The organism is Aquitalea sp. FJL05 (genome assembly GCF_003852595.1).
Classification (GTDB): Bacteria; Pseudomonadota; Gammaproteobacteria; order Burkholderiales; family Chromobacteriaceae; genus Aquitalea; species Aquitalea aquatilis.
Window position 1 is genome coordinate 175,454 of record NZ_QAJS01000005.1, and the last position, 21,786, is coordinate 197,239.

Below are 21,786 nucleotides of genomic sequence, written 5' to 3' on the forward strand. Positions count from 1 at the left end.
AATAATGGCTGCCTTGTTAACGCAAGCTGCTGTGCCACAACGGTATTTCGCCCGCTGGCTGCCACCCTACCCGGCAAGGCCGCTTGACGATGCTTTATTGCTTGATTCAACAGAACTGGAACCGCTGCCATGAGGCCTCACTACCTTACTTCGCTCTTTTCGCCGCGTAATGTCGCGGTTGTCGGTGCCAGCGATACCCCGGGGTCCATCGGTCAGGCCGTGTTTGCCAACCTGTTGGCAGGCAATTTTCAAGGCAAGCTGTTTCCGGTCAACCTCAATCACAAAGTAGTCGGTGGCATTCCGGCCGTTCCTTCGGTGCGACTGATCGAACCGGCCATCGACATGGCCGTGATATGTACGGCTATCCGCACCCTGCCGGCCATCATCAAGGATTGTGGCAAGAAGGGCATCAAGGCGGTGTTGCTGGCCAAGGAGTTTTCCGACAGCGAACAGCTGGAGCGGGAGATTCTCAATGAATCGGTCTCCATTGCCCGCCATTACGGCATCCGGGTGCTGGGGCCGAATGTGCTGGGCTTGATGCGACCGGTGGCTGGTTTCAATGCCACCAACTACACCAGCAAGGTGCGCCCGGGCAATATGGCGCTGGTGTCGCAGTCGTCTGCCTTGTGTACCGCCATGCTGGACTGGGCTGATAGCAAAGGCATCGGTTTTTCCAGCGTGATTTCGGTGGGCGAGGCGCTGGATGTCGATTTTGGTGAGATTCTGGATTACCTGGTGGCGGATAACTTCACCCAGGGCATTCTGTTGCATGTTCACCACATTCATCATGCACGCCGCTTCATGAGCGCGCTGCGTGCGGCCGCCCGTACCAAGCCGGTGGTGGTGATCAAGTCTGGCCGCTATCAGGATGATGTCACCGGGGTGACACATTCGAGCAATCTGATCGAGAGTGGCGATGTATTCGACGCGGCGCTGTCGCGTGCCGGTGTGCTGCGGGTGTCGTCCATTGCCCAATTGTTTACCGCTGCCAAGGTGCTGGCGGCCAATTTCCGTGTTGGCGGCAAGCGCTTGGCCATCGTGACCAACGGCATTGGCCCCGGTGTGCTGGCAGCCGACAGTGCTTATACCAACGGGGTGGAGCTGGCCAAGCTGAGCGACACCACCATGGAGCTGCTCAACAATGCCTTGCCGCGCAACTGGTCGCATGGCAACCCTATTGATTTGATCGGCGATGCCAGCCCGGTGCGTTTTCGCACGGCGGTGAAAGCCTGTATCGATGACCCCAATGTCGACGGGGTGCTGGTGATCTTCACCCCGCAGGCAGGTACGGACCACCTGACCACGGCGCAGCTGATGATTGGCCTGCAGCGCGAATCCAGCAAGCCGATGTTCCTGTCCTGGCTGGGCGATGCCAAGGTGTCAGAAAGCCGCGACCTGTTCTCCAAAGCCAAATGTGCCCATTTCCGCGCGCCGGAATATGGTATCGAGGTGTTCCGCAACCTCGCCTCCTACCATCACAACCAACAGTTGCTGCTGCAGACCCCCAGCCCGCTGGAGGGCAAACGCGAGGCTCCGGATCTCAGTCGCGCCCGCGCCGCCATCGCCGGTGCCATGGCAGAAGGGCGCACCGTGCTCTCCGAGCGGGAATCCAAGGAAGTGCTGGTGGCCTTCCGCATCCCGGTTAACCCGACCTTGCTGGCGCGTACCGAAGATGAAGCGGTGGCATTGGCCGAACAGATCCACTATCCGGTGGTGCTGAAGATCGACTCGCCGGACATCATCTACAAGTCCGATGTGGGCGGCGTGGAGCTGAACATCAGCAACGAAGCCACCTTGCGCGCAGCGTTTCAGGGCATTCTGGAGCGCGCGCGTCAGGCCATGCCGCAGGCACGTATCGATGGGATCTCGGTACAGCCCATGCGCAAGCGGCGCTTTGCCCGCGAGGTGATGGTCGGGGTGACGCATGACAGTTCGTTTGGCCCGGTGATTACTTTTGGTGCCGGCGGTATCGCGGTAGAAGTCATGCATGACCGCGCCTTGTCGCTGCCGCCGCTCAACCAGTATCTGGTGGGCAGCATGATACGCAAGACCCGCATCGGCCAGTTGCTGGGCACCTTCAAGAACCTGCCGGCCGTGGACATGGACGAACTGGTGGACGTACTGCTGCATGTGTCAGAAATGGTGTGCGAGCTACCCGAGCTGCGCGAGATGGATATCAATCCGCTGGTGGCCGATGAGAAGGGCGTCATTGCCCTGGATGCCCGCATTATCGTCGAGCCGCTCAAGCCTGATGTGAAGCGCTACGGCCACATGGCCATCATGCCTTACCCCATGCACATGGTACGCAGTGCCACGCTGAACGATGGCATGCCGGTCACCATCCGCCCGGTACGGCCGGAAGATGCCGAAATGCAGCAGGAGTTCGTGCGGACCCTGTCCGACGAAAGCCGTTACAACCGCTATATGTCCAGTATCAAGCAGCTGTCGCAGACCATGCTGGTGCGCTTCACTCAGCTGGATTACGACCGTGAGATGGCACTGGCCATGACTTGCGAGACGGAAAAGGGCGAGGAGCAGCAGGCGGTGGCGCGTTTCATTACCGACCCGGACAACGAAGGCTGCGAGTTCGCACTGGAAGTGGCCGACAAGTGGCAGGGCAAGGGTATTGGCTACATTCTGATGAATGCCTTGTTTGATGCTGCCCGCGAGCAGGGGCTGAAGGTCATGCGCGGCGAAGTGCTGGCCGGCAACAAGGGCATGCTCAAGCTGATGCACAAGCTGGGCTTTACCGTGGAAACCCACCCGGAAGACCGGGCGCTGACCATCGTCACCAAAATCCTGTAACCCAGCTTGGGCGGCCGATGGTCGCCCATACCGCCCTGGTGTGTGGTTTTTATCCGTCAAACAGGGGCGTCCTGCCTGCTGATATGGGCCACGCCGGGCCGCAAGCGTATTAAGCGCTTGCAAGATAAGGGAAAAGTGCCATAGAATCGTGGGCTTTTCTACGATACCGTTTTTATCTAAGGACAATCGACAATGGTAGTGATTCGTCTGGCACGTGGCGGCGCCAAGAACCGTCCGTTCTACAACATCGTGGTGACCGATTCCCGTAACCGTCGTGACGGTCGCTTCATCGAGCGCGTTGGCTTCTACAACCCGGTAGCTAACGAGAAGGAAGAGCGCGTGCGCCTGACTTCCGATCGTCTGAACTACTGGATCGGCGTTGGCGCTCAGGTTACCGACGCCGTAGCCAAGCTGCTGAAAGAGCAGAAGGTTGCTGCCTAATCGTTCGTTGACTCAACTAACGGACTAAGGCGCATGCGCAAAGAAGATCTCGTCTTGATGGGGTTTGTGCGTGGCGCCTTCGGTATCAAGGGCTGGGTGAAAGTCCAGGCCGATACCGAATACGCTGACGGTCTGTTTGACTACCCGGTCTGGTGGCTGGGCAAGGATGACAGCTGGAAGCCGTACACATTTGAAAACGGGGCAGTGCAACCCAAGGGTTTATCCGCCAAGCTGCAAGGCGTTGACGATCGTGACGGGGCGGAAGCCCTACGCGGCCTGCAAGTTGCTGTTCCCCGTAGTGAATTGCCGGAAGCCGGTGAAGGCGAATATTACTGGTCCGATCTGATCGGCCTGTCTGTCGTCAACCGGCAAGGCGTGGTGCTTGGCAAGGTAACCGAATTGATGGAAACCGGTGCCAACGATGTATTGGTAGTTGAAGGTGAACACGGCCAGCGGCTGATTCCCTTTGTCGGCCAGTTTGTGCTGAATGTAAATCTGGCTGAGGCCAGTATTTCAGTGGACTGGGGCCTCGACTACTGATGCATATCGATGCCATCACGCTGTTTCCGGAAATGTTCGATGCCATCGCCCGCTTTGGCGTAAGCCAGCGGGCGCTTGATTTGGGCATTTGGGATTTCCAGAAATGGAATCCACGCGATTTCACCCATGACAACTATCGCCGTGTGGACGACCGTCCCTATGGTGGTGGGCCTGGCATGCTGATGCTGATCGAACCGCTGGAAGCTGCCATTACGGCAGCCAAGGCGCGGCAGCAGGCAGCAGGTGTCGAAGAGAGTCATGTCATTTACCTGTCACCGCAGGGTCGTGCCTTATCGCACGAGAAGGCGGTGGAGCTATCCCAGCGTCCTGGTCTCATTGTATTGTGTGGCCGTTACGAAGGGGTGGATGAGCGCTTGATCGAGCGCCAGGTGGATGAGGAGGTTTCCATTGGCGACTACGTGTTGTCCGGTGGTGAACTGCCAGCCATGGTGCTGATGGATGCGGTCATTCGACTGCTTCCTGGCGTGCTCAACGATGCCCAGTCTGCTTATGAAGATTCATTTGTGAACGGACTCCTTGATTGTCCGCACTATACCCGACCCGAAGACTATCAGGGCATGCGGGTGCCGGATGTGCTTATGTCCGGAAATCATGCACTGATTGCTAAATGGCGGTTGAAGCAGGCGCTGGGAAGGACGTGGAAACGTCGCCCGGATCTGTTGCAAGGCCGCTCTTTGACAAAACAGGAATCTCGGCTGCTGGCAGAGTACCAGCAGGAACAAGATATCCTCAAAAAACCGGAGTAAAACATGGATCTGATCCAGAAACTCGAGCAAGAAGAAATCGCCCGCCTGGGCAAAACCATCCCGGAATTCGCTCCTGGCGATACCGTTGTGGTTCATGTCAAGGTAAAGGAAGGTAACCGCGAACGTCTGCAGGCTTACGAAGGTGTTGTTATCGCCAAGCGTAACCGTGGTCTGAACAGCTCTTTCATCGTGCGCAAGATGTCCGCCGGTGAAGGTGTTGAGCGTACTTTCCAGTCCTACTCCCCGCTGGTGGCTTCCGTAGAAGTGAAGCGCCGTGGTGATGTACGTCGCGCCAAGCTGTACTACCTGCGCGGCCGTACCGGCAAGTCTGCACGTATCAAGGAAAAACTGCCGGCTCGCAAGCAAGGCTGATCCTGATACCGTCAGGTATGATAAAAGCGCAAGGCAGCTGCCTTGCGCTTTTTTGCGTCTGCCGCCAGGACAAGGTGAGGGAAGGGCATGAGTAGCGAAAGCATAGACCGGTTTCTGGATCACCTGTGGCTGACCGACGGACTGTCAGCCAATACGCTGGCGGCTTACCGCCGCGACCTGCTCAAGCTGCAGAGGCAGTTGCAGGCGCTGGGTGCGGAGCTGGACATGGCGGACCAGGCGCTCATCCAGCGTGCCTTGCTGATGGCTGTTGATACCGAAAAGCCGGCCACCCGTGCCCGCCAGCTGTCCTGTCTGCGGCGCTACTACCAGTTTCTGCTGGCCAGTGGCCATCGTGCTGACGATCCGACCACGCATCTGGGCAGTCCCAAGCTGGGGCAGCGCTTGCCCAAGGCCTTGTCCGAGGGGCAGGTGGAGCAGCTGCTACAAGCTGCTGATGTGGATGTGCCACTGGGTTTGCGTGATCGGGCCATGCTGGAGGTGCTGTATGCCACCGGTCTGCGGGTATCCGAGCTGGTTGGGCTGACCCTGCAGCAGCTGGACATGATTACCGGGCTGATCATTACCCGTGGCAAGGGTAACAAGGAGCGCATGGTGCCCTTGGGTGAGGTGGCGCTGGAGTGGCTGGAGCGTTATTTTCGCGAGGCGCGGCCATTGTTACTGGCGGGCGCGCAGTGCGATGCGGTGTTTGTCACCCAGCGCAAGGCCGGCATGACGCGGCAGATGGCCTGGCATCTGATTGCCGGCTATGCCCGACAGCAGGGCTTGCCACCCATCGGTCCGCATATGTTGCGGCATGCCTTCGCCACCCATCTGGTCAATCATGGTGCCGATCTGCGTGTGGTGCAGCTGCTGCTGGGTCATTCTGATATTTCCACCACGCAGATTTATACCCATGTGGCGCGCGAACGGCTAAAGCAGCTGCATGCCCAGCACCATCCGCGTGGCTGAGCCGGGAGGTCGTCAGCAAAAAAAACGCCCGCAGACGATGCGGGCGTTGTGGTGATGGCGGGATGGCTCAGGCTGGTTCGGCGGCCAGTGTTTCTGGGTCGAATTGCAGCTCAACCACATCCTGCTCATTGACCGTCACTGTCACTTCTCCGCCATTGGCCAGGCGGCCAAACAGCAGCTCGTCGGCCAGTGCCTTGCGGATGGTGTCCTGAATCAGCCGTGCCATCGGGCGAGCGCCCATCAGCGGGTCAAAGCCACGTTTGGCCAGGAAGGCGCGCAGCGCGTCGGTAAAGTGGATTTCCACCTTCTTGTCGCTGAGCTGGTGCTCCAGCTGCATCAGGAACTTGTCCACCACCTGCATGATGATCTGCTCATCCAGCGTCTTGAAGGAGATCGTGGCGTCCAGCCGGTTGCGGAATTCCGGGCTGAACAGGCGCTTGATGTCGGCCATTTCATCACCGGCTTCCTTGGACTGGGTAAAGCCCAGTGTCGGCTTGGACATGGCTTCGGCACCGGCATTGGTGGTCATGATGATCACCACATTGCGGAAGTCTGCCTTGCGACCGTTGTTATCGGTCAGGGTGCCATGGTCCATCACCTGCAACAGCACGTTGTAGATGTCGGGATGCGCTTTTTCGATCTCATCCAGCAGCAGTACGGCATACGGGTGTTTGCTGATGGCTTCGGTCAACTGACCGCCCTGTTCGAAGCCGACATAGCCGGGAGGTGCGCCAATCAGGCGGCTGACCGCATGTCGCTCCATATACTCGGACATGTCGAAGCGGATCAGCTCTACGCCCAGCACATAGGCCAGCTGCTTGGCGACCTCGGTCTTGCCCACCCCGGTCGGGCCGGAGAACAGGAAGGAACCGATGGGCTTTTGCGGATTACCCAGGCCAGAGCGGGTCATCTTGATGGCGGTAGCCAGGCTTTCAATGGCCTTGTCCTGGCCGAACACCACGTTGCGCAAATCGCGCTCCAGGTTTTTCAGCACATTCCGGTCATCGCTAGAGACGGTCTTGGGCGGAATACGGGCGATCTTGGCCACGATCTCTTCGATCTCGGACTTGTTGATCACCTTTTTCTGCCGCGACTTGGGCAGGATTTTTTGTGCAGCACCTGCTTCGTCGATCACGTCAATGGCCTTGTCCGGCAGGTGACGGTCGTTGATATAGCGCGCGGACAGTTCGGCCGCGGTGGACAGCGCTGCCTGGGTGTACTTCACGCCATGATGGGCCTCGAAGCGCGATTTCAGCCCCTTGAGGATTTCCACGGTCTGTTCCACTGTCGGTTCAGCCACGTCAATCTTCTGGAAGCGTCGCGACAGGGCGTTGTCCTTTTCGAAAATGCCACGGTATTCGTTATAGGTCGTGGCACCAATGCAGCGCAGGCTGCCATTGGATAGCGCCGGCTTCAGCAGGTTGGAGGCATCCAGAGTCCCGCCGGAAGCTGCGCCGGCACCGATCAGGGTGTGAATCTCGTCGATGAACAGAATGGCGTGTTCGTCTTCGGTCAGCTGCTTGATGACGGCCTTGAGGCGTTGCTCGAAATCGCCACGGTATTTGGTGCCAGCCAGCAGCGCACCCATGTCCAGCGCATACACGGTGGCCTTGGACAGTACATCCGGCACTTCGTTGTTGACGATGCGCCGTGCCAGCCCTTCGGCAATCGCCGTCTTGCCCACGCCAGCTTCACCCACCAGCAAGGGGTTGTTCTTGCGGCGGCGGCAGAGGATTTGCACGGTACGTTCCAGTTCCAGCTCACGGCCGATCAGTGGATCGATCTTGCCATCGCGTGCCTGCTGGTTAAGGTTGAGCGTGTAGTTTTCCAGCGCGCCGCCCGGGCCGGTAGATTGCTCTTCGCCCTCGGATTCGTTGTGCTGCTCACGTGGCTCGGGCGGGTGTTGCGGCGAGCGCTGTTTGGTAATGCCGTGCGAGATGAAATTGACCACATCTAGGCGCGAAATTCCCTGCTGATGCAGGTAATAAACGGCATGCGAGTCTTTTTCGCCGAAGATGGCCACCAGAATGTTGGCGCCAGTCACTTCCTTCTTGCCGGAAGATTGCACATGCAGGATGGCGCGTTGAATCACCCGCTGGAAGCCCAGCGTGGGTTGGGTTTCGACCTCGGTTTCCCCGGGAACGGTGGGGGTGTGTTCGTCGATGAAGTCGCCCAGCTGTTTTTTCAGCTGGTCGAGATTGGCCCCGCAGGCGCGCAAAACATCGGCGGCGGAGGGATTGTCGATCATGGCAAGCAGCAAATGCTCCACGCTGATGAACTCGTGGCGCTTGCGCCTGGCGTCCATGAACGCCATATGCAGGCTTACTTCAAGCTCCTGGGCAATCATCAGTTTTCCTCCATTACGCACTGAAGCGGATGCTGGTGTGCTTTGGCAAATTGCGACACCTGTTCAACCTTGGTGGCAGCCACGTCTTTGGTATAAACGCCACACACGCCGTGACCTTGCGTATGGACTTGCAACATGACCTGGGTAGCCTTTTCCCTGTTCATGTGGAACAACTGCTGCAACACTTCCACCACAAATTCCATTGGGGTGAAATCATCGTTCAATAACAATACCTTATACATTGGGGGAGGGGTGGTCCTCACCCGTGACACCTCTTTGACGGCGTCGTTGCTGAACTGCGTGGACATGTCGACTTTCAGTTAAACCGCGGTTTACTTCAATTTTGGTTCCCCCTGACTTTTTTTCAAGGGGCGAGTGCGAATTCCTTTTGGACTTGACGCTATCACGATGGTTGCGTAGAAATGCTGTTCAGGTGCTTGGCTTAGCTGTTTGGCATTCCCGGATAAGCCGGAATGGGCAGCAGGCTTTAAGTTGGTCGGCCTCACCAGCCATAGTCAATCAAGGAAGTAACATGTCAATTGGTACCGTTAAGTGGTTCAACGACGCTAAAGGCTTTGGCTTTATTACCCCGGATGAGGGTGGTGAAGACCTGTTTGCCCATTTCTCCGCCATCAATATGCAAGGCTTCAAGACTCTGAAAGAGGGTCAACGTGTAAGCTTTGACATCGTTAGCGGCCCGAAAGGCAAGCAAGCGTCGAACATCCAGGCTGCCTGATCAGGCAGAGGATGCGCCAGGATTGCCAGGTACGCTGATCTAACCGGTCAACGTCCCGACAGCTTCAAACAAAACCCCGCCAACCGGCGGGTTTTGTTTTTTGATCAAATGGTATTGCTGGCATAGCGCGTGCTGGCAGGGGTGCGCAGCAACTGCCCCCATAGTGCCAGCAAGGTGATGGCACCAATCATCGCCAGGCACAGCCAAGGCAGCGCCGGCAGCTGCCATTGGCGAGACATGTCCAGCAGCCACCCTCCTCCAACATAGCCCACTGCCCCACCCAAAGCCAGCCCGAGTCGGCTGCAGCCCAGATAGCTGGCTCGAGCCTGTGCCTTGGCCAGCCCGGCGATATAGGTTTCCCGTGCCGGCTCCATGATGATGGACCCCAGAAAAAACACGGCCAGAATGACAAAGGCTGCCAGCGGATGTTGCACGCTGCTCATGATGGCCAGACTAAGGCTCATCAGTCCCAGGCCGATCAGCATGCGCTGTTCGCGGCGCAGATAGCGTTCTCCCCAGCGTGCCAGCGGATAAAGCAGGCTGAGTGACAAGCAGGTTTCCAGCATATACATCCAGCCTACGGCCTGATAATTGCCGGTCAGCTGTTTGATGGTCACCGGGACCAGCAGCATGACTTGTACCGCGAGCATGTAATAGCCGCTCAAGGTCAGTACAAAGCGCATATAGCTGCGATCGTGCAAGACGATACGCATGGAGTGCCAGGGGGACGTCTTGCCCGTAGCGACCCGGTACGGCGGCAGCAGCAGGGCGTTGACCACGGCGGCCAGCACGAACATGCCGGTTCCTGCCAGGCCAACCCAGCGGAAGTCGAATTGCAGCAGCCAGGAGCCCAGCAGGGCCGCAGCCACCGCACCAGCGCTGTCCTGCATCATCAGGATGGCATAAAAATGTGGCCGCTCTCTGGGACGTACCAGTTTGGCCACCAGCGCCGTGCGCGGTGGATCGAACAGGGTCCCACCCAGCCCGGAGAGCAGGCAGGAGACAAACAGCAGCCACGGAGCATGCGCCAGTGCCATGCAGGCAAAGCCGGCGGCGCGCATCAGCATGCCGCAGACAATCAAGGGCTTGGCACCGTAGCGGTCGGCCAGCGAGCCACCAAACAGGCCCAGCCCCTGCTGCATGAACTGGCGCAGTGCCAGTGCCAGGCCGACGATCGTGGCGCTCCAGCCTAACTGGTCAACAAAATGCAGGCTGATCAGCGGGAAAACCATGAAGAAACCGAATATCACCAGCAGGTTGTCCAGCAGGATAAATGCCTTGCCCAGTTTGCGTGCCCGTTGTGCCGAAGCCATGTGTTCTCCTCATCCGTACAGCATTTTAGGGAGGCGGCCTGCTATTATGTAAGTCGACTTCTACTAATATTTCATATGCAATCTTTTTATGTCTGTCGCTTTGTCTGATCTGGAGTTATTGCTGGATGTGGCTGAGCTGGGCAGTTTCAGCCAGGCAGCAGCCAAGCGTGGCTGGTCGCAGCCACAGGTCAGCCAGCGTATCAGCCTGCTGGAGCAGCAGTGGGATGTCCGCCTGTTTACCCGGCATCGGCGTGGTGCGGTGGCCACCAATGCCTGCCAGGCTTTCCTTGTTGCTGCACGCCAGTCGGTTGCGGCCTACCGGCAAGGGCTGGAAACCATGCAGGGCACACCGAGCGTGCCGCGTATCCGGCTATCCTGCCTGCCATCGCTGACCTCACCGGTTTTCGGACCTTTGCTGATGAAGCTGGCGGATGCGCCGATGGAGATACGCTGCGGTACCGACCACTCGCAGCAGATCATGCAAGACCTGCTGACCGGGCAGGTGGAGGTGGGCTTTGTACTGAAATGTCCGGCGATGGCCGGCATTCAGATGGAGCTGCTGTGGCGTTCGCCGATTGTCGCGGTTGTGGCTGCCCATCACCCGCTGGCGGACTGCCGCACGCCCTTGGCGCTGGCTGATATTGCCCGCCATCGCATTGCCCCGCAGTTCTGGGGGGATGAGTGCGAGAGCCTGATCCAGCAAATCCGCATGGTGCGGCAGCTGCCCAGCCCGATTCATGCGGTACAGCCGGCATCGGCGGCGCGTGAGCTGGTATTGCGCCATCGTTTTGTCTCTTTCATGCCGGAACTGTCGATCAAGGCTGATCTGCAGGACGGCACCCTGGTCAGGCTGTGTCTGCCGGAGCTGCCCGCGTGGCATTGGGAGGTGATGATGGCCTGGCGTGCAGGCAAGCGGGTGGATGCGGCAAAAACGCTGGTTCTGGACGCGGCGCGCGCCCTGGTGGATGGCTGAAACACGCAAGGCCCGCGATGAGCGGGCCTGGTGGCGGGCTAAACCTGTCGATGGCTTACATGCGGGCGATCATGGCGTCGCCAAAGCCGGAGCAGGAGACCTCGGTGGCACCTTCCATTAGCCGGGCGAAGTCGTAAGTAACCTGTTTGTCGGCAATGGCGGCTTCCATGGATTTGATCACCAAGTCGGCGGCGGCGGTCCAGCCTAGGTGGCGCAGCATCATTTCGGCCGACAGGATGAGCGAGCCAGGGTTGACCTTGTCCAGACCGGCGTATTTGGGCGCCGTGCCGTGGGTGGCCTCGAAGCAGGCGTACTTGTCCGAGATATTGGCGCCCGGTGCGATGCCGATGCCGCCGACCTGCGCGGCCAGTGCATCGGAGATGTAGTCGCCGTTGAGATTGGTAGTGGCGATTACGTCGTATTCTGCCGGGCGCAGCAGGATTTGCTGCAGGAAGGCATCGGCAATGGCGTCCTTGACGATGATCTCGCGGCCGGTCTGGGGATTGTTGAACTTGCACCACGGGCCGCCGGCGATCAGTTCGGCTCCGAATTCGCGGCGAGCCAGCGCATAGGCGGTATCACGGAAGTTGCCTTCGGTGAACTTCATGATATTGCCCTTGTGGACGATGGTCAGGCTGCTGCGGTCATTGTCTATGGTGTATTTGAGGGCCGCGCGCACCAGGCGCTCCGTTCCCTCGACCGAGATCGGCTTGATGCCGATGCCGGAGCTGTCCGGGAAGCGGATTTTCTTCACGCCCATTTCGTTTTGCAGGAAGGCGATCACTTTCTTGACGGCATCGGAGCCGGCTTGCCATTCGATGCCGGCATAGATGTCTTCGGTGTTCTCGCGGAAGATCACCATATTGACCAGCTCGGGTTGCTTGAGCGGTGAGGGCACGCCCTGGAAGTACTGCACCGGGCGTACGCACTGGTAGAGGTCAAGCTCCTGGCGCAGGGCTACATTGAGCGAGCGGATGCCACCACCTACCGGGGTGGTCATCGGGCCCTTGATCGACACCGCGTATTCTTTCAGCGCGTCGAAGGTTTCTTTGGGCAGCCATTCATCCGGCCCATACAGGCGAGTCGATTTCTCGCCGGCATACACTTCCATCCAGTGGATTTTCTTGGCTCCGCCATAGGCTTTTGCCACCGCAGCATCGATCACCTTGATCATGACCGGGGTGATGTCGATGCCGATACCATCGCCTTCGATGAAGGGAATGATGGGGTGGTCGGGGATGGCTTGCCCCGGGATGATTTTCTGTCCTGCTGCGGGAACCTTGATATGGGATTCACTCATTGTTGTTCTCTCCTGGTAACTGGGTAACGGGCTGCGACTGAAGCAGTGTTTCTCCACTCACTCAGCCTAGACTGTGGCGGGGCTGTTGCAGAGGATTATTCAGACAAATTTTTTGGAAAATCGTTGGCGGGGGAAGGGCGGATAAAAAAAGCGCCAGGGCGGATCCTGGCGCTTGGTGGTTTGCTGCCGGCCGGCATGGGCCGGGCAAGGCTTAGGCCTGTACGGCTTGCAGTGCGCTATTGAAAGTGGCGCTCGGGCACATCACGGCCTGGCACTTGGCAGTATCCGGCAGGTAGTAGCCGCCGATGTCGGCCGGCTGGCCCTGTACGGCTTTCAGCTCGTCGATGATTTGCTGCTCGCTGCCTGCCAGCTGCTTGGCCAGCGGGGCGAACTGGGCTTGCAGTTCGGCATCTTCGGTTTGCTCGGCCAGTGCTTCGGCCCAGTAGCTGGCCAAGTAGAACTGGCTGCCACGGTTGTCCAGCTCACCGGTGCGGCGCGACGGCGACTTGTCGTTGTCCAGCAGCTTGCCAGTGGCGGCGTCCAGGGTCTTGGCCAGGATCTTGGCCTTGTTGTTGCCGGTCTTGATGCCCAGTTCTTCCAGCGATACCGCCAGCGCCAGGAATTCGCCCAGCGAGTCCCAGCGCAGGTGGTTTTCTTCCAGCAGCTGTTGTACATGCTTCGGTGCCGAACCGCCGGCACCGGTTTCGTACATGCCGCCACCGGCCATCAGCGGCACGATGGACAGCATCTTGGCCGAGGTGCCCAGTTCCATGATGGGGAACAGGTCGGTCAGGTAGTCGCGCAGGATGTTGCCGGTCACCGAGATGGTGTCCAGGCCGCGGGCGACACGTTCCAGGGTGAAGCGCATGGCGCGGACCTGGGACATGATGTGGATTTCCAGGCCGCTGGTGTCGTAGTCCTGCAGATAGGTTTCCACTTTCTTGATCAGCTCGTTTTCGTGCGGGCGGTACGGGTCGAGCCAGAACACTGCCGGCATGCCGGAGTTGCGGGCGCGGGTAACGGCCAGCTTCACCCAGTCGCGGATCGGGGCATCCTTCACCTGGCACATGCGCCAGATGTCGCCAGCTTCCACGTTCTGGCTCAGCAGGATTTCGCCGGTCGCCAGGTCAACGATGTTGGCCACGCCATCTTCGGCGATTTCGAAGGTCTTGTCGTGCGAGCCGTACTCTTCGGCCTTCTGCGCCATCAGGCCAACGTTAGGCACGGTGCCCATGGTGCGCGGGTCGAAGTTGCCGTGCCATTTGCAGAAGTTGATCATCTCCTGATAGATACGGGCAAAGGTGGATTCCGGCATCACGGCCTTGCAGTCTGCCGGCTTGCCATCGGCACCCCACATCTTGCCACCGCCACGGATCATGGCCGGCATGGAAGCATCGACAATCACGTCGTTGGGCGAGTGGAAGTTGGTAATGCCCTTGGCGGAGTCCACCATGGCCAGACGCGGACGGTGTTCCTGGCAGGCGTGCAGGTCGCGGATGATTTCTTCGCGCTTGGTGGCCGGCAGGGTCTCGATCTTTTCGTAGAGGTTGGCCATGCCGTTATTGACGTTGACGCCCAGCTCTTCGAACAGCTTGCCGTGTTTTTCGAAAGCATCCTTGTAGTAGATCTTGACGCAGTGGCCAAACACGATGGGGTGGGACACCTTCATCATGGTGGCTTTCACGTGCAGCGAGAACAGGATGCCGGATTCGCGGCAGTCTTCCATTTCCTGTTCGTAGAAGTCGCACAGCGCCTTCTTGCTCATGAACATGGAGTCGATGATTTCGCCAGCTTGCAGGGCCAGCTTGGGCTTGAGGGCGATGGTCTTGCCACTGTTGGTGGTCAGCTCCATCTTCACGTCACGCGCCTTGTCCAGCGTCATGGACTTTTCGCCATGGTAGAAGTCGCCATGGTGCATGTGGGAAACATGGGTTTGCGACCATTGCTTCCATTCGCCCATGGAGTGCGGGTGTTTCTTGGCGTAGTTTTTCACGGCCAGCGGGGCGCGGCGGTCGGAGTTGCCTTCGCGCAGTACCGGGTTGACGGCCGAGCCCAGACACTTGGCGTAGCGGGTCTTGAGGGCATGGTCGGCATCGCTGCTGGGCAGTTCCGGGTAGTCGGGCAGGGCATAGCCCTTGGATTGCAGTTCCTTGATGCAGGAGATCAGCTGCGAAACCGAAGCACTGATGTTCGGCAACTTGATAATGTTGGTGTCCGGGTCCTGGGTCAGCTTGCCCAGGGTACTCAGCGTATCCGGTACTTTTTGTTCTTCAGTCAGGTATTCGGGGAATTCGGCCAGTACGCGGGCAGCAACCGAGATATCTGCCGTTTCGATGTTGATGCCGGCAGCGCCGGTAAAGGTACGAACGACCGGCAGGAAGGCGCTGGTGGCCAGCGCCGGTGCTTCGTCGGTCAGGGTGTAGATGATGGTCGGCTGCTTTGTGGGCATACTCTATCTCCAATGATTATTTTGACGTCAGAACAACTACGCAAGGCGGCTTTCGCATACTGGGGGATGTTCCGCTAGGCGCGTGGAAAGGCACTGCATCAGGCGGGCGTTTTGCCGGACTGCGCCAGGCAGCCTGTGCGTGGCAGCGTGGCCCCTGGACTTGCGGGTGACTTTTCGGAAGTGAATTATACCCCTCAAATCTGCGCACTGTTTGTAAGTATCCGAACTTTGTCATTTCGACAAGATAAACAACTGTTCGAATGTGAATTTTCCGCACCGGTGCTGTGAGCTGCACTCCACAGCATAGCCACTGCAACAGACAGCGATGCGAATAGTTTGTTGCAGTGGCCTGCCCGACTTGTTCTGGCATGACCGCAGTACACAGTCCTTGCTATCATCCGGCGCATCACTCGTTCTACGGTTTGCCAGAAAATGTCCCAGCTCATCCTGTTCAACAAGCCTTATGGTGTTATCTGCCAGTTTTCCCAGCATGAGCGGCATCCCACGCTGAAAGACCATATCGCGCTTCCTGGTGTCTACCCGGCTGGCCGGCTGGATACCGATAGCGAAGGTTTGCTGCTGCTGACCGGCGAAGGTGCCTTGCAGCACCGTATCAGCGACCCGCGCTGGAAACTGCCCAAGACCTACTGGGTGCAGGTGGAGGGACAGGTGAGCGAGGCGCAGCTGGAGGCATTGCGCGCGGGGGTTGATCTGGGCGATTTTGTCACCCGACCGGCACAGGCGCGGCAGATCGAGCCGCCGGCGCTGTGGGAACGCAAGCCGCCGGTACGTTTTCGCAAGACGGTGCCGGACTGCTGGCTGGAAATCATCATCAGTGAAGGCAAGAATCGCCAGGTGCGCCGCATGACGGCCAAGGTGGGGCTGCCCACGTTGCGCCTGGTGCGGGCGGCGATTGGCCCCTGGCAGCTGGATGGGCTGCAACCGGGGGAGCTGCGCAGCATCAGTGTGAATCTTGAAGATTTGCCGGCGCTGTCGCATGCTGAGCGTCTGGGGCGGGGCAGCGACGCCCCCGCCCGCAAGAGCACAGCCGCAGGCAGCAAGGCGGGGCCGCAGCCCTCATTCCGCTTTGCCCGCAGAAACAAGCCATGACTGCCTGTCGTTTGCCGTGATGGGTGGCGTGGCAACACCGAGGCCAGAGCATGCAGATTCCCGAGTATTACAATCCGGTAGCGCGTGATATCGCTCAGGCTCTGATCGATGGTTTTGACAAGCACTACCGCCTGTTTCGCGACTGCAACCGCCAGGCCAAGGCCTTGTTCGAGCGCGGCGACTGGCAGGGTGTGCAGCAGGCTATTCGTGATCGCATCCAGTTTTACGATGAGCGGGTGGTGGAAACAGTCGCGCGCCTGCACGGGGAGTTTCATGCCGATCTGCTGGACGATGAAATATGGCAGCAGGCCAAGCTGTATTTCATCGGCCTGCTGACCAATCACAAGCAGCCGGAACTGGCGGAGACCTTTTTCAACTCGGTGTTCACCCGCATGCTGCACCGGGATTATTTCAACAACGATTTCATCTTCATCCGCCCGGCCATTTCCACTGAATATATCGAGTCCGACCCGCCGTCCTATCGCAGTTACTATCCGGCCAGCAGCAGCTTGCGCCGGGTGATGCGGCAGATCATTGCCGACATGGGCTGGAACCGCCCCTTTGTTCGCTTGCGCCGCGATCTGGCGCTGGTCTTGCAGTATGCCAATGACTTCTTTGCCGGAGCCTGGCCGCATGCCGAGGCCAATCTGCAGATACAGGTGTTGTCCTCACCCTTTTATCGCAACAAGACCGCCTATATTTTTGGCAAGGTGATCAATGGCGGGCTGAGCTATCCCTTTGCTATCCCGATATTGCACGACGCGGGCGGCGGCCTGTATCTGGATACCGTATTGCTGGAGCCATGGCGTATCGGCGTGCTGTTTTCCTTCAGCCGCGCCTACTTTCTGGTGGATATGGAAGTCCCCTCCGGCTATGTGCAGTTTCTGCGCGGCATGCTGCCGGGCAAGACCAAGGCTGAGCTTTACACCATGCTGGGTTTGCAGAAGCAGGGCAAGAACACCTTCTACCGCGATTTCATGCAGCATCTGCAGCATTCCAATGACCAGTTCATCATTGCCCCCGGCATTCGCGGGCTGGTGATGCTGGTGTTCACGCTGCCGTCTTACCCCTATGTGTTCAAGCTGATCAAGGATGTGTTTGGCGGCCCCAAGGAAATAGACCGCGACACGGTGAAGCAGAAATACCGGCTGGTGAAGCGGCACGACCGGGTGGGGCGCATGTCGGACACGCTGGAGTTCTCCAATGTCGCCTTTCCACGCCAGCGCTTTACCGCCGAACTGCTCGAGGAGCTGCGCAGCCTGGCGCCGTCGATGATGGAAGAGGGCGAAGACAGCATTGTCATCCGTCACCTGTATATCGAGCGGCGCATGAAGCCGCTGAACATCTATCTGATGAACTGTGATGAGCAGGAAAAAGAGCGGGTGATCCGTGATTACGGCCTGGCCATCAAGGAGTTGGCCGCTGCCAATATCTTCCCCGGAGACATGTTGTTCAAGAACTTCGGCGTCACCCGTTACGGCCGGGTAATCTTCTATGACTACGATGAAATCGAATACCTGACCGATTGCCATTTTCGCCAGATACCGGAAGCGCCCAACCCGGAAATGGAGATGTCCGGCGAGGTCTGGTATCCGGTAGCGTGCAACGATGTGTTCCCCGAGGAGTTCGCCACCTTTCTGCTGGGCGACCCGCTGGTGCGCAAGACCTTTCTGCATTATCACCGCGACTTGCTGACGCCGGCATTCTGGCAGCAGCGCCAGCAGCGCATCCGGGATGGCCATATGGAGGATTTCTATCCCTACCCGGAAGAAATGCGCTTTGTCCACGCGCTGGCGCGGCGGCAGGCGCGACCTCCCCGGCGGGCTGCCGGGCAAAACTGAACAAGGGAAGCCGATGCTTCCCTTGTGCATGTGTGTGGCCGGGCTCAATGAGGGTGTGAGGCGGTGGCCGGCTGAGGGTAGTCCTCGAAGTAGGCCAGCGGGCCGGCCGAAGTCAGACCGAGGCAGAAGCGGCGCTGTGCGGCGGCAGGACGCTCTGTGCTACAGGCCTGCAACAGTTCGAACAGGCTGCTTAGCTCCAGGAACAGTTCGCCCAGGTAATGGCTGTTTTTCAGCCACAGGCGAATTTGTCGAGCCTGCGGATGTGGGCTGAGTAGCTGCACTTGTCCGTGCGAGTCACTGCCCAGGCAGATGGCGGGCGGGATGTGTATGCCGCGGGTGAGTAGTTCGAGGCGGGCTTGCCGTCCCAGGCTGCCCAGCAGGGTTTTGGCTTGCAGGCGCAAATTGTCGCTCAGGGTGGGGGCCGGCAGGGCCTGTGCAGGCTGGAGGGGGGATTCGGTCAGCGGCATGTTCTTGCTCCAAAGGTGTGAGATACCTTGATGGTAGAAGGGCAGGCCGGATGGAGAGTCTGATGATTACTAGCGAATTTTCTCTTTGATGCGCTGTAAATTCTGTGGCCGGCTAGGGCCGGTGTGGAGCTGAAAAGCAGCCAGGGGAGACGGATGTCTCCCCTGAACGGCTAAGGCGGAAAGCCAAAACTATTGCTGGTAAGGACTGCACGAATGGTCCTCGAAGTACGCAATGGGACCGGCACTGGTCAGGCCAATATGAAAGCAGGATGTCTCGGGGAAGATTTCACCTGCGGCTTCAGCGGCACGTACAAGTTCGAACAGCACTTCTACTTCTTTGAACTGACTGGACAGCTTGGCGTTGTCAGTCAGCCAGCTAAGGATTTCATCGGATTGGGGATGGTTGTTTTCCAGGGTAAGGCTGCACGCCGGGCAACTTACCAGACTGATGGCTGGTGGCATGCTGATCTGACGTTCCACCAGTTGTTCTTCCGCCAGGCTGGCAAATCTGGCCAGTTGCTTGCTGGCGCGCTCGCGGATGGCTTGAAGGGTGATGCTGCCATCATCTCCAGTGTGTCCAAACAGGCGAACAAACCCCGGGTTGCTGGCAGTGCTCTGCGACGACATAGTGCTTACTCCTGTTCTCTGCGTGTCATGATTTTTTCATCATAGATGATGCTTGTCATTTTGCTGTATCAATTCAGCACTTTTTTCACTTGATAGAGAAAGTCGAGTGCCTGGCGCGGGGTCAGCTCGTCCGGGTTGATGTCTTGCAGCATGTCCAGCGCCGGATTCGGCTCGCTTTCCACGGTGTCTGCCAGGGCCGGTGGTGCGCTGAACAGGTCGGGCTGGACCCGGGCTGCCGACTGGTTTTCCAGCTCGACCAGATAGCGTCTGGCCTCGCGGATGACCTTGGGCGGCACCCCGGCCAACTGGGCCACCGCCAGGCCGTAACTCTGGCTGGCCGGGCCTTCGTCCACATGATGCATGAAGACGATGCGGTCTTTGTGCTCGACGGCAGACAGGTGCACATTGGCGACGGCCGGGTATTGATCAGCCAGGGTGGTGAGCTCGAAATAGTGGGTGGCGAACAGGGTGTAGGCGCGGCTTTTCTCGATCAGTGCCTTGGCGATGGCCCAGGCCAGGGCCAGGCCGTCGAAGGTGGAAGTACCCCGGCCGACTTCATCCATCAGCACCAGCGACTGCGCGCTGGCATTGTTTAAGATATTCGCCGTTTCGGTCATCTCCACCATGAAGGTGGAGCGGCCGCCAGCCAGGTCATCCGAGGCGCCGATGCGGGTGAAGATGCGGTCGATCTGGCCGATGATGGCGCGCTCTGCCGGCACGAAGCTGCCGATGTGGGCCAGCAGGGTGATCAGCGCGTTCTGGCGCATATAGGTGGATTTACCACCCATGTTCGGGCCGGTGATCAGCAACAGCTTGCGCTCGTCGCTGAGGCGGGTGTCGTTGGCGATGAAGCGTTCCACTTCGGCTTCCACCACAGGGTGACGTCCCGCGATGATTTCCAGTCGGGTGTCGCTGACAAATTGCGGCTCGACATAGTTATTGCTGCTGGCGCGCTCGGCAAAGGCGGCCAGCACGTCCAGCCCGGCAACGGCCTGGGCGATCAGCTTGAGGTCGGGAATATGCGGTGCCAGCTGGTCCAGCAATTGTTCGTACAGCTGTTTTTCCAGTGCCAGCGAGCGGTCCTGTGCCGACAGGGCCTTGTCTTCGAATTCTTTCAGTTCCGGCGTGATGTAGCGTTCGGCATTTTTCAGGGTCTGGCGGCGGCGGTAGTCGTCCGGCACCTTGTCGCCTTGTGCTCGCGAGACTTCGATATAGAAGCCGTGCACGCGGTTGAATTCCACCTTGAGGGTGGTGATGCCGGTGCGTTCCTTTTCGCGGGCTTCCAGTGCCAGCAGGAAATCGCCGCAGTCGGTCTGGATGGCACGCAGTTCGTCCAGATCCGCATTCAGGCCATGATTGATGACCCCGCCATCGCGCAGAAAGGTGGCCGGTTCTGGCAGGATGCTGGTTGCCAGCAGGCTTTCCACCGGCGAATTATCCGGCAGCAGCCGCGCCAGTTCGCCCAGTAGCGGGGCATCCAGGCTGCTAGCCAGCTGCTTGGCACCCACCAGGGCCTTGAGCGAATCGCGCAGCGCCGCCAGATCGCGCGGGCGGGCGCTGCGCAGGGCGATGCGGGCGGTGATGCGTTCGATGTCGGCTACTTCGCGCAGCTGGCCGTGCACATCCTGATGCAGCGGCAGCAGGGCGCGCACCGATTCCAACCGCCGTTGCAGCTTGGCATGCTGGCGGATGGGGTGGTGCAGCCAGTGACGCAGCAGACGGCTACCCATGCTGGTGGCGCAGGTGTCGAGCAAGGAGGCCAGCGTGGGCGAGGGTTCGCCGCGTATGGTTTCGGTGAGTTCCAGATTGCGGCGGGTGGCGGCATCCATGCGGATCAGCTCGCCGGCATCTTCCACCGCCAACTGGGAAATATGTGCCGGATTCACGCTCTGGGTGGATTTGACGTATTCCAGCAGCGCACCGGCTGCACCCACCGCCACTGGCAGGGTGTCCGCGCCGAAACCGGCCAGATCGTGCGTGCCAAAGTGGCGGGTCAGCGCCAGTTGGGCGGATTCGGTGTCGAACTGCCAGGGCGGCAGCTTTTTGCGTGGGCAATTGACCTGCTCGAAGATATTGAGGCCGCTGTCGTCCGGCAGCACCAGCTCGGCTGGTTTCAACCGTTCCAGTTCGCTGGCGAATTCTTCCACGCTGGTTTGCATGATCTTGAATTCACCACTGGCCATCGACAGCCAGGCCAGGCCCAGCGTGCCCTTGTACATGTTTACCGCCAGCACCAGATTGTCGCGCTTGTCGTCCAGCAGGGCAGCGTCGGTGAGGGTGCCGGGGGTGACGATGCGTACCACCTTGCGTTCCACCGGACCCTTGGCCAGCGCCGGGTCGCCGATCTGCTCGGCAATGGCCACCGACTCGCCCATTTTCACCAGCCGCGCCAGGTAGCCTTCGGCCGCATGGTAAGGCACTCCGGCCATCTTGATCGGGTTGCCGCCGCTGGCCCCGCGTGTGGTCAGCGTGATGTCCAGCAGGCGCGCCGCCTTTTCTGCATCCTCGTAGAACAGCTCGTAAAAATCGCCCATGCGGTAGAACAGCAGCTTGTCGGCATGCTGACTTTTCAGGGAAAAATACTGGACCATCATCGGAGTGTGCTGGGGCGTGCTCATGGGCGTGGTGCTCTTGTCGGTATCGGGTGCAGATGACAACGCCCCGCGATGGCGGGGCGCTGACATGAAAGGGCGATTTTACCGTAGCAGGGGCCGGGTGTCAGGCGGCAG

Annotated in this window: 18 protein-coding genes; 10 read left to right on the top strand and 8 right to left on the bottom strand. The window is 59.3% G+C overall.

Annotation, left to right across the window (positions count from 1 at the left end):
• The first annotated feature begins 129 nt into the window (after nt 1-129).
• The 6 genes from DBR44_RS04260 (at nt 130) to xerD (ending at nt 5,894) form a co-directional block, all read left to right on the top strand.
• Entirely contained in the window at nt 130-2,805 is a 2,676-nt protein-coding gene (locus tag DBR44_RS04260; protein ID WP_124642375.1) for a bifunctional acetate--CoA ligase family protein/GNAT family N-acetyltransferase, read from the top strand.
• A 192-nt stretch (nt 2,806-2,997) separates the two neighbouring features.
• Nucleotides 2,998-3,246, top strand: coding sequence for a 30S ribosomal protein S16 (rpsP, locus tag DBR44_RS04265; RefSeq protein WP_045846601.1), 249 nt, complete (start codon nt 2,998-3,000; stop codon nt 3,244-3,246).
• A 57-nt stretch (nt 3,247-3,303) separates the two neighbouring features.
• Nucleotides 3,304-3,786, top strand: coding sequence for a ribosome maturation factor RimM (gene rimM / locus DBR44_RS04270; protein ID WP_233578364.1), 483 nt, complete (start codon nt 3,304-3,306; stop codon nt 3,784-3,786).
• Nucleotides 3,786-4,553 (top strand): tRNA (guanosine(37)-N1)-methyltransferase TrmD, encoded by a 768-nt coding sequence (trmD, locus tag DBR44_RS04275; RefSeq protein WP_124642379.1) that lies wholly within the window; start codon nt 3,786-3,788, stop codon nt 4,551-4,553. The genes rimM and trmD overlap by 1 nt, the downstream gene beginning before the upstream one ends.
• A gap of 3 nt (nt 4,554-4,556) precedes the next feature.
• A complete protein-coding gene (rplS, locus tag DBR44_RS04280; protein ID WP_059284675.1) occupies nt 4,557-4,925 on the top strand; it encodes a 50S ribosomal protein L19 in 369 nt (122 codons plus the stop codon).
• Between the two features lie 87 nt (nt 4,926-5,012).
• Nucleotides 5,013-5,894, top strand: a complete 882-nt coding sequence (gene xerD / locus DBR44_RS04285) for a site-specific tyrosine recombinase XerD (RefSeq protein ID WP_124642381.1) — start codon at nt 5,013-5,015, stop codon at nt 5,892-5,894.
• Between the two features lie 67 nt (nt 5,895-5,961).
• Here xerD and clpA read toward each other — a convergent pair whose 3' ends face one another.
• Nucleotides 5,962-8,241, bottom strand: coding sequence for an ATP-dependent Clp protease ATP-binding subunit ClpA (gene clpA, locus DBR44_RS04290; RefSeq protein WP_124642383.1), 2,280 nt, complete (start codon nt 8,239-8,241; stop codon nt 5,962-5,964).
• Entirely contained in the window at nt 8,241-8,549 is a 309-nt protein-coding gene (clpS, locus tag DBR44_RS04295; RefSeq protein ID WP_059284672.1) for an ATP-dependent Clp protease adapter ClpS, read from the bottom strand. The genes clpA and clpS overlap by 1 nt, the downstream gene beginning before the upstream one ends.
• 224 nt (nt 8,550-8,773) lie before the next feature.
• On the opposite strand from clpS, the gene DBR44_RS04300 reads away from it, so the two are divergent.
• Nucleotides 8,774-8,977, top strand: coding sequence for a cold-shock protein (locus DBR44_RS04300; RefSeq protein WP_045846595.1), 204 nt, complete (start codon nt 8,774-8,776; stop codon nt 8,975-8,977).
• Between the two features lie 104 nt (nt 8,978-9,081).
• On the opposite strand, the gene mdtH is transcribed toward DBR44_RS04300, so the two are convergent.
• Nucleotides 9,082-10,290, bottom strand: coding sequence for a multidrug efflux MFS transporter MdtH (mdtH, locus tag DBR44_RS04305; protein ID WP_124642385.1), 1,209 nt, complete (start codon nt 10,288-10,290; stop codon nt 9,082-9,084).
• A gap of 88 nt (nt 10,291-10,378) precedes the next feature.
• Between mdtH and DBR44_RS04310 the strand changes: the two genes are divergently transcribed.
• Entirely contained in the window at nt 10,379-11,263 is an 885-nt protein-coding gene (locus DBR44_RS04310; RefSeq protein WP_124642387.1) for a LysR family transcriptional regulator, read from the top strand.
• 55 nt (nt 11,264-11,318) lie between these two features.
• Here the strand turns inward: DBR44_RS04310 and icd are convergent, their stop codons facing one another.
• Nucleotides 11,319-12,563, bottom strand: a complete 1,245-nt coding sequence (gene icd, locus DBR44_RS04315; RefSeq protein ID WP_124642388.1) for an NADP-dependent isocitrate dehydrogenase — start codon at nt 12,561-12,563, stop codon at nt 11,319-11,321.
• Between the two features lie 211 nt (nt 12,564-12,774).
• The gene (locus DBR44_RS04320) at nt 12,775-15,012 is read right to left on the bottom strand and encodes an NADP-dependent isocitrate dehydrogenase (RefSeq protein WP_124642390.1); all 2,238 of its coding nucleotides are present in this window, start codon (nt 15,010-15,012) and stop codon (nt 12,775-12,777) included.
• Nucleotides 15,013-15,444: 432 nt separating this feature from the next.
• Here DBR44_RS04320 and DBR44_RS04325 point away from each other — a divergent pair, with 432 nt between their 5' ends.
• Nucleotides 15,445-16,122 carry a pseudouridine synthase gene (locus DBR44_RS04325; protein ID WP_124642392.1) on the top strand — a complete coding sequence of 226 codons (678 nt, stop codon included), beginning with the start codon at nt 15,445-15,447 and terminating at the stop codon, nt 16,120-16,122.
• Nucleotides 16,123-16,172: 50 nt separating this feature from the next.
• Nucleotides 16,173-17,963: a bifunctional isocitrate dehydrogenase kinase/phosphatase gene (gene aceK / locus DBR44_RS04330; RefSeq protein WP_124642394.1), complete on the top strand. Its 1,791-nt coding sequence runs from the start codon at nt 16,173-16,175 to the stop codon at nt 17,961-17,963.
• A 44-nt stretch (nt 17,964-18,007) separates the two neighbouring features.
• Here aceK and DBR44_RS04335 read toward each other — a convergent pair whose 3' ends face one another.
• The 3 genes from DBR44_RS04335 to mutS all read right to left on the bottom strand — a co-directional run bounded on the left by DBR44_RS04335 (nt 18,008) and on the right by mutS (nt 21,675).
• Nucleotides 18,008-18,430 carry a hypothetical protein gene (locus DBR44_RS04335; protein ID WP_124642396.1) on the bottom strand — a complete coding sequence of 141 codons (423 nt, stop codon included), beginning with the start codon at nt 18,428-18,430 and terminating at the stop codon, nt 18,008-18,010.
• Between the two features lie 189 nt (nt 18,431-18,619).
• A complete protein-coding gene (locus tag DBR44_RS04340; protein ID WP_124642398.1) occupies nt 18,620-19,057 on the bottom strand; it encodes a hypothetical protein in 438 nt (145 codons plus the stop codon).
• 68 nt (nt 19,058-19,125) lie between these two features.
• The gene (gene mutS / locus DBR44_RS04345; RefSeq protein WP_233578354.1) at nt 19,126-21,675 is read right to left on the bottom strand and encodes a DNA mismatch repair protein MutS; all 2,550 of its coding nucleotides are present in this window, start codon (nt 21,673-21,675) and stop codon (nt 19,126-19,128) included.
• Nucleotides 21,676-21,786: the final 111 nt, after the last annotated feature.

Bases quoted from the DNA above. Each gene is read 5' to 3' on its own strand.
- trmD (WP_124642379.1), top strand. From the start codon at position 3,786: ATGCATATCGATGCCATCACGCTGTTTCCGGAAATGTTCGATGCCATC.
- xerD (WP_124642381.1), top strand. From the start codon at position 5,013: ATGAGTAGCGAAAGCATAGACCGGTTTCTGGATCACCTGTGGCTGACC.
- DBR44_RS04340 (WP_124642398.1), bottom strand. From the start codon at position 19,057: ATGTCGTCGCAGAGCACTGCCAGCAACCCGGGGTTTGTTCGCCTGTTT.
- clpA (WP_124642383.1), bottom strand. From the start codon at position 8,241: ATGATTGCCCAGGAGCTTGAAGTAAGCCTGCATATGGCGTTCATGGAC.
- icd (WP_124642388.1), bottom strand. From the start codon at position 12,563: ATGAGTGAATCCCATATCAAGGTTCCCGCAGCAGGACAGAAAATCATC.
- DBR44_RS04300 (WP_045846595.1), top strand. From the start codon at position 8,774: ATGTCAATTGGTACCGTTAAGTGGTTCAACGACGCTAAAGGCTTTGGC.
- rimM (WP_233578364.1), top strand. From the start codon at position 3,304: ATGGGGTTTGTGCGTGGCGCCTTCGGTATCAAGGGCTGGGTGAAAGTC.
- clpS (WP_059284672.1), bottom strand. From the start codon at position 8,549: ATGTCCACGCAGTTCAGCAACGACGCCGTCAAAGAGGTGTCACGGGTG.
- mutS (WP_233578354.1), bottom strand. From the start codon at position 21,675: ATGAGCACGCCCCAGCACACTCCGATGATGGTCCAGTATTTTTCCCTG.
- DBR44_RS04260 (WP_124642375.1), top strand. From the start codon at position 130: ATGAGGCCTCACTACCTTACTTCGCTCTTTTCGCCGCGTAATGTCGCG.
- DBR44_RS04335 (WP_124642396.1), bottom strand. From the start codon at position 18,430: ATGCCGCTGACCGAATCCCCCCTCCAGCCTGCACAGGCCCTGCCGGCC.
- rplS (WP_059284675.1), top strand. From the start codon at position 4,557: ATGGATCTGATCCAGAAACTCGAGCAAGAAGAAATCGCCCGCCTGGGC.
- DBR44_RS04310 (WP_124642387.1), top strand. From the start codon at position 10,379: ATGTCTGTCGCTTTGTCTGATCTGGAGTTATTGCTGGATGTGGCTGAG.
- aceK (WP_124642394.1), top strand. From the start codon at position 16,173: ATGCAGATTCCCGAGTATTACAATCCGGTAGCGCGTGATATCGCTCAG.
- DBR44_RS04320 (WP_124642390.1), bottom strand. From the start codon at position 15,012: ATGCCCACAAAGCAGCCGACCATCATCTACACCCTGACCGACGAAGCA.
- rpsP (WP_045846601.1), top strand. From the start codon at position 2,998: ATGGTAGTGATTCGTCTGGCACGTGGCGGCGCCAAGAACCGTCCGTTC.
- mdtH (WP_124642385.1), bottom strand. From the start codon at position 10,290: ATGGCTTCGGCACAACGGGCACGCAAACTGGGCAAGGCATTTATCCTG.
- DBR44_RS04325 (WP_124642392.1), top strand. From the start codon at position 15,445: ATGTCCCAGCTCATCCTGTTCAACAAGCCTTATGGTGTTATCTGCCAG.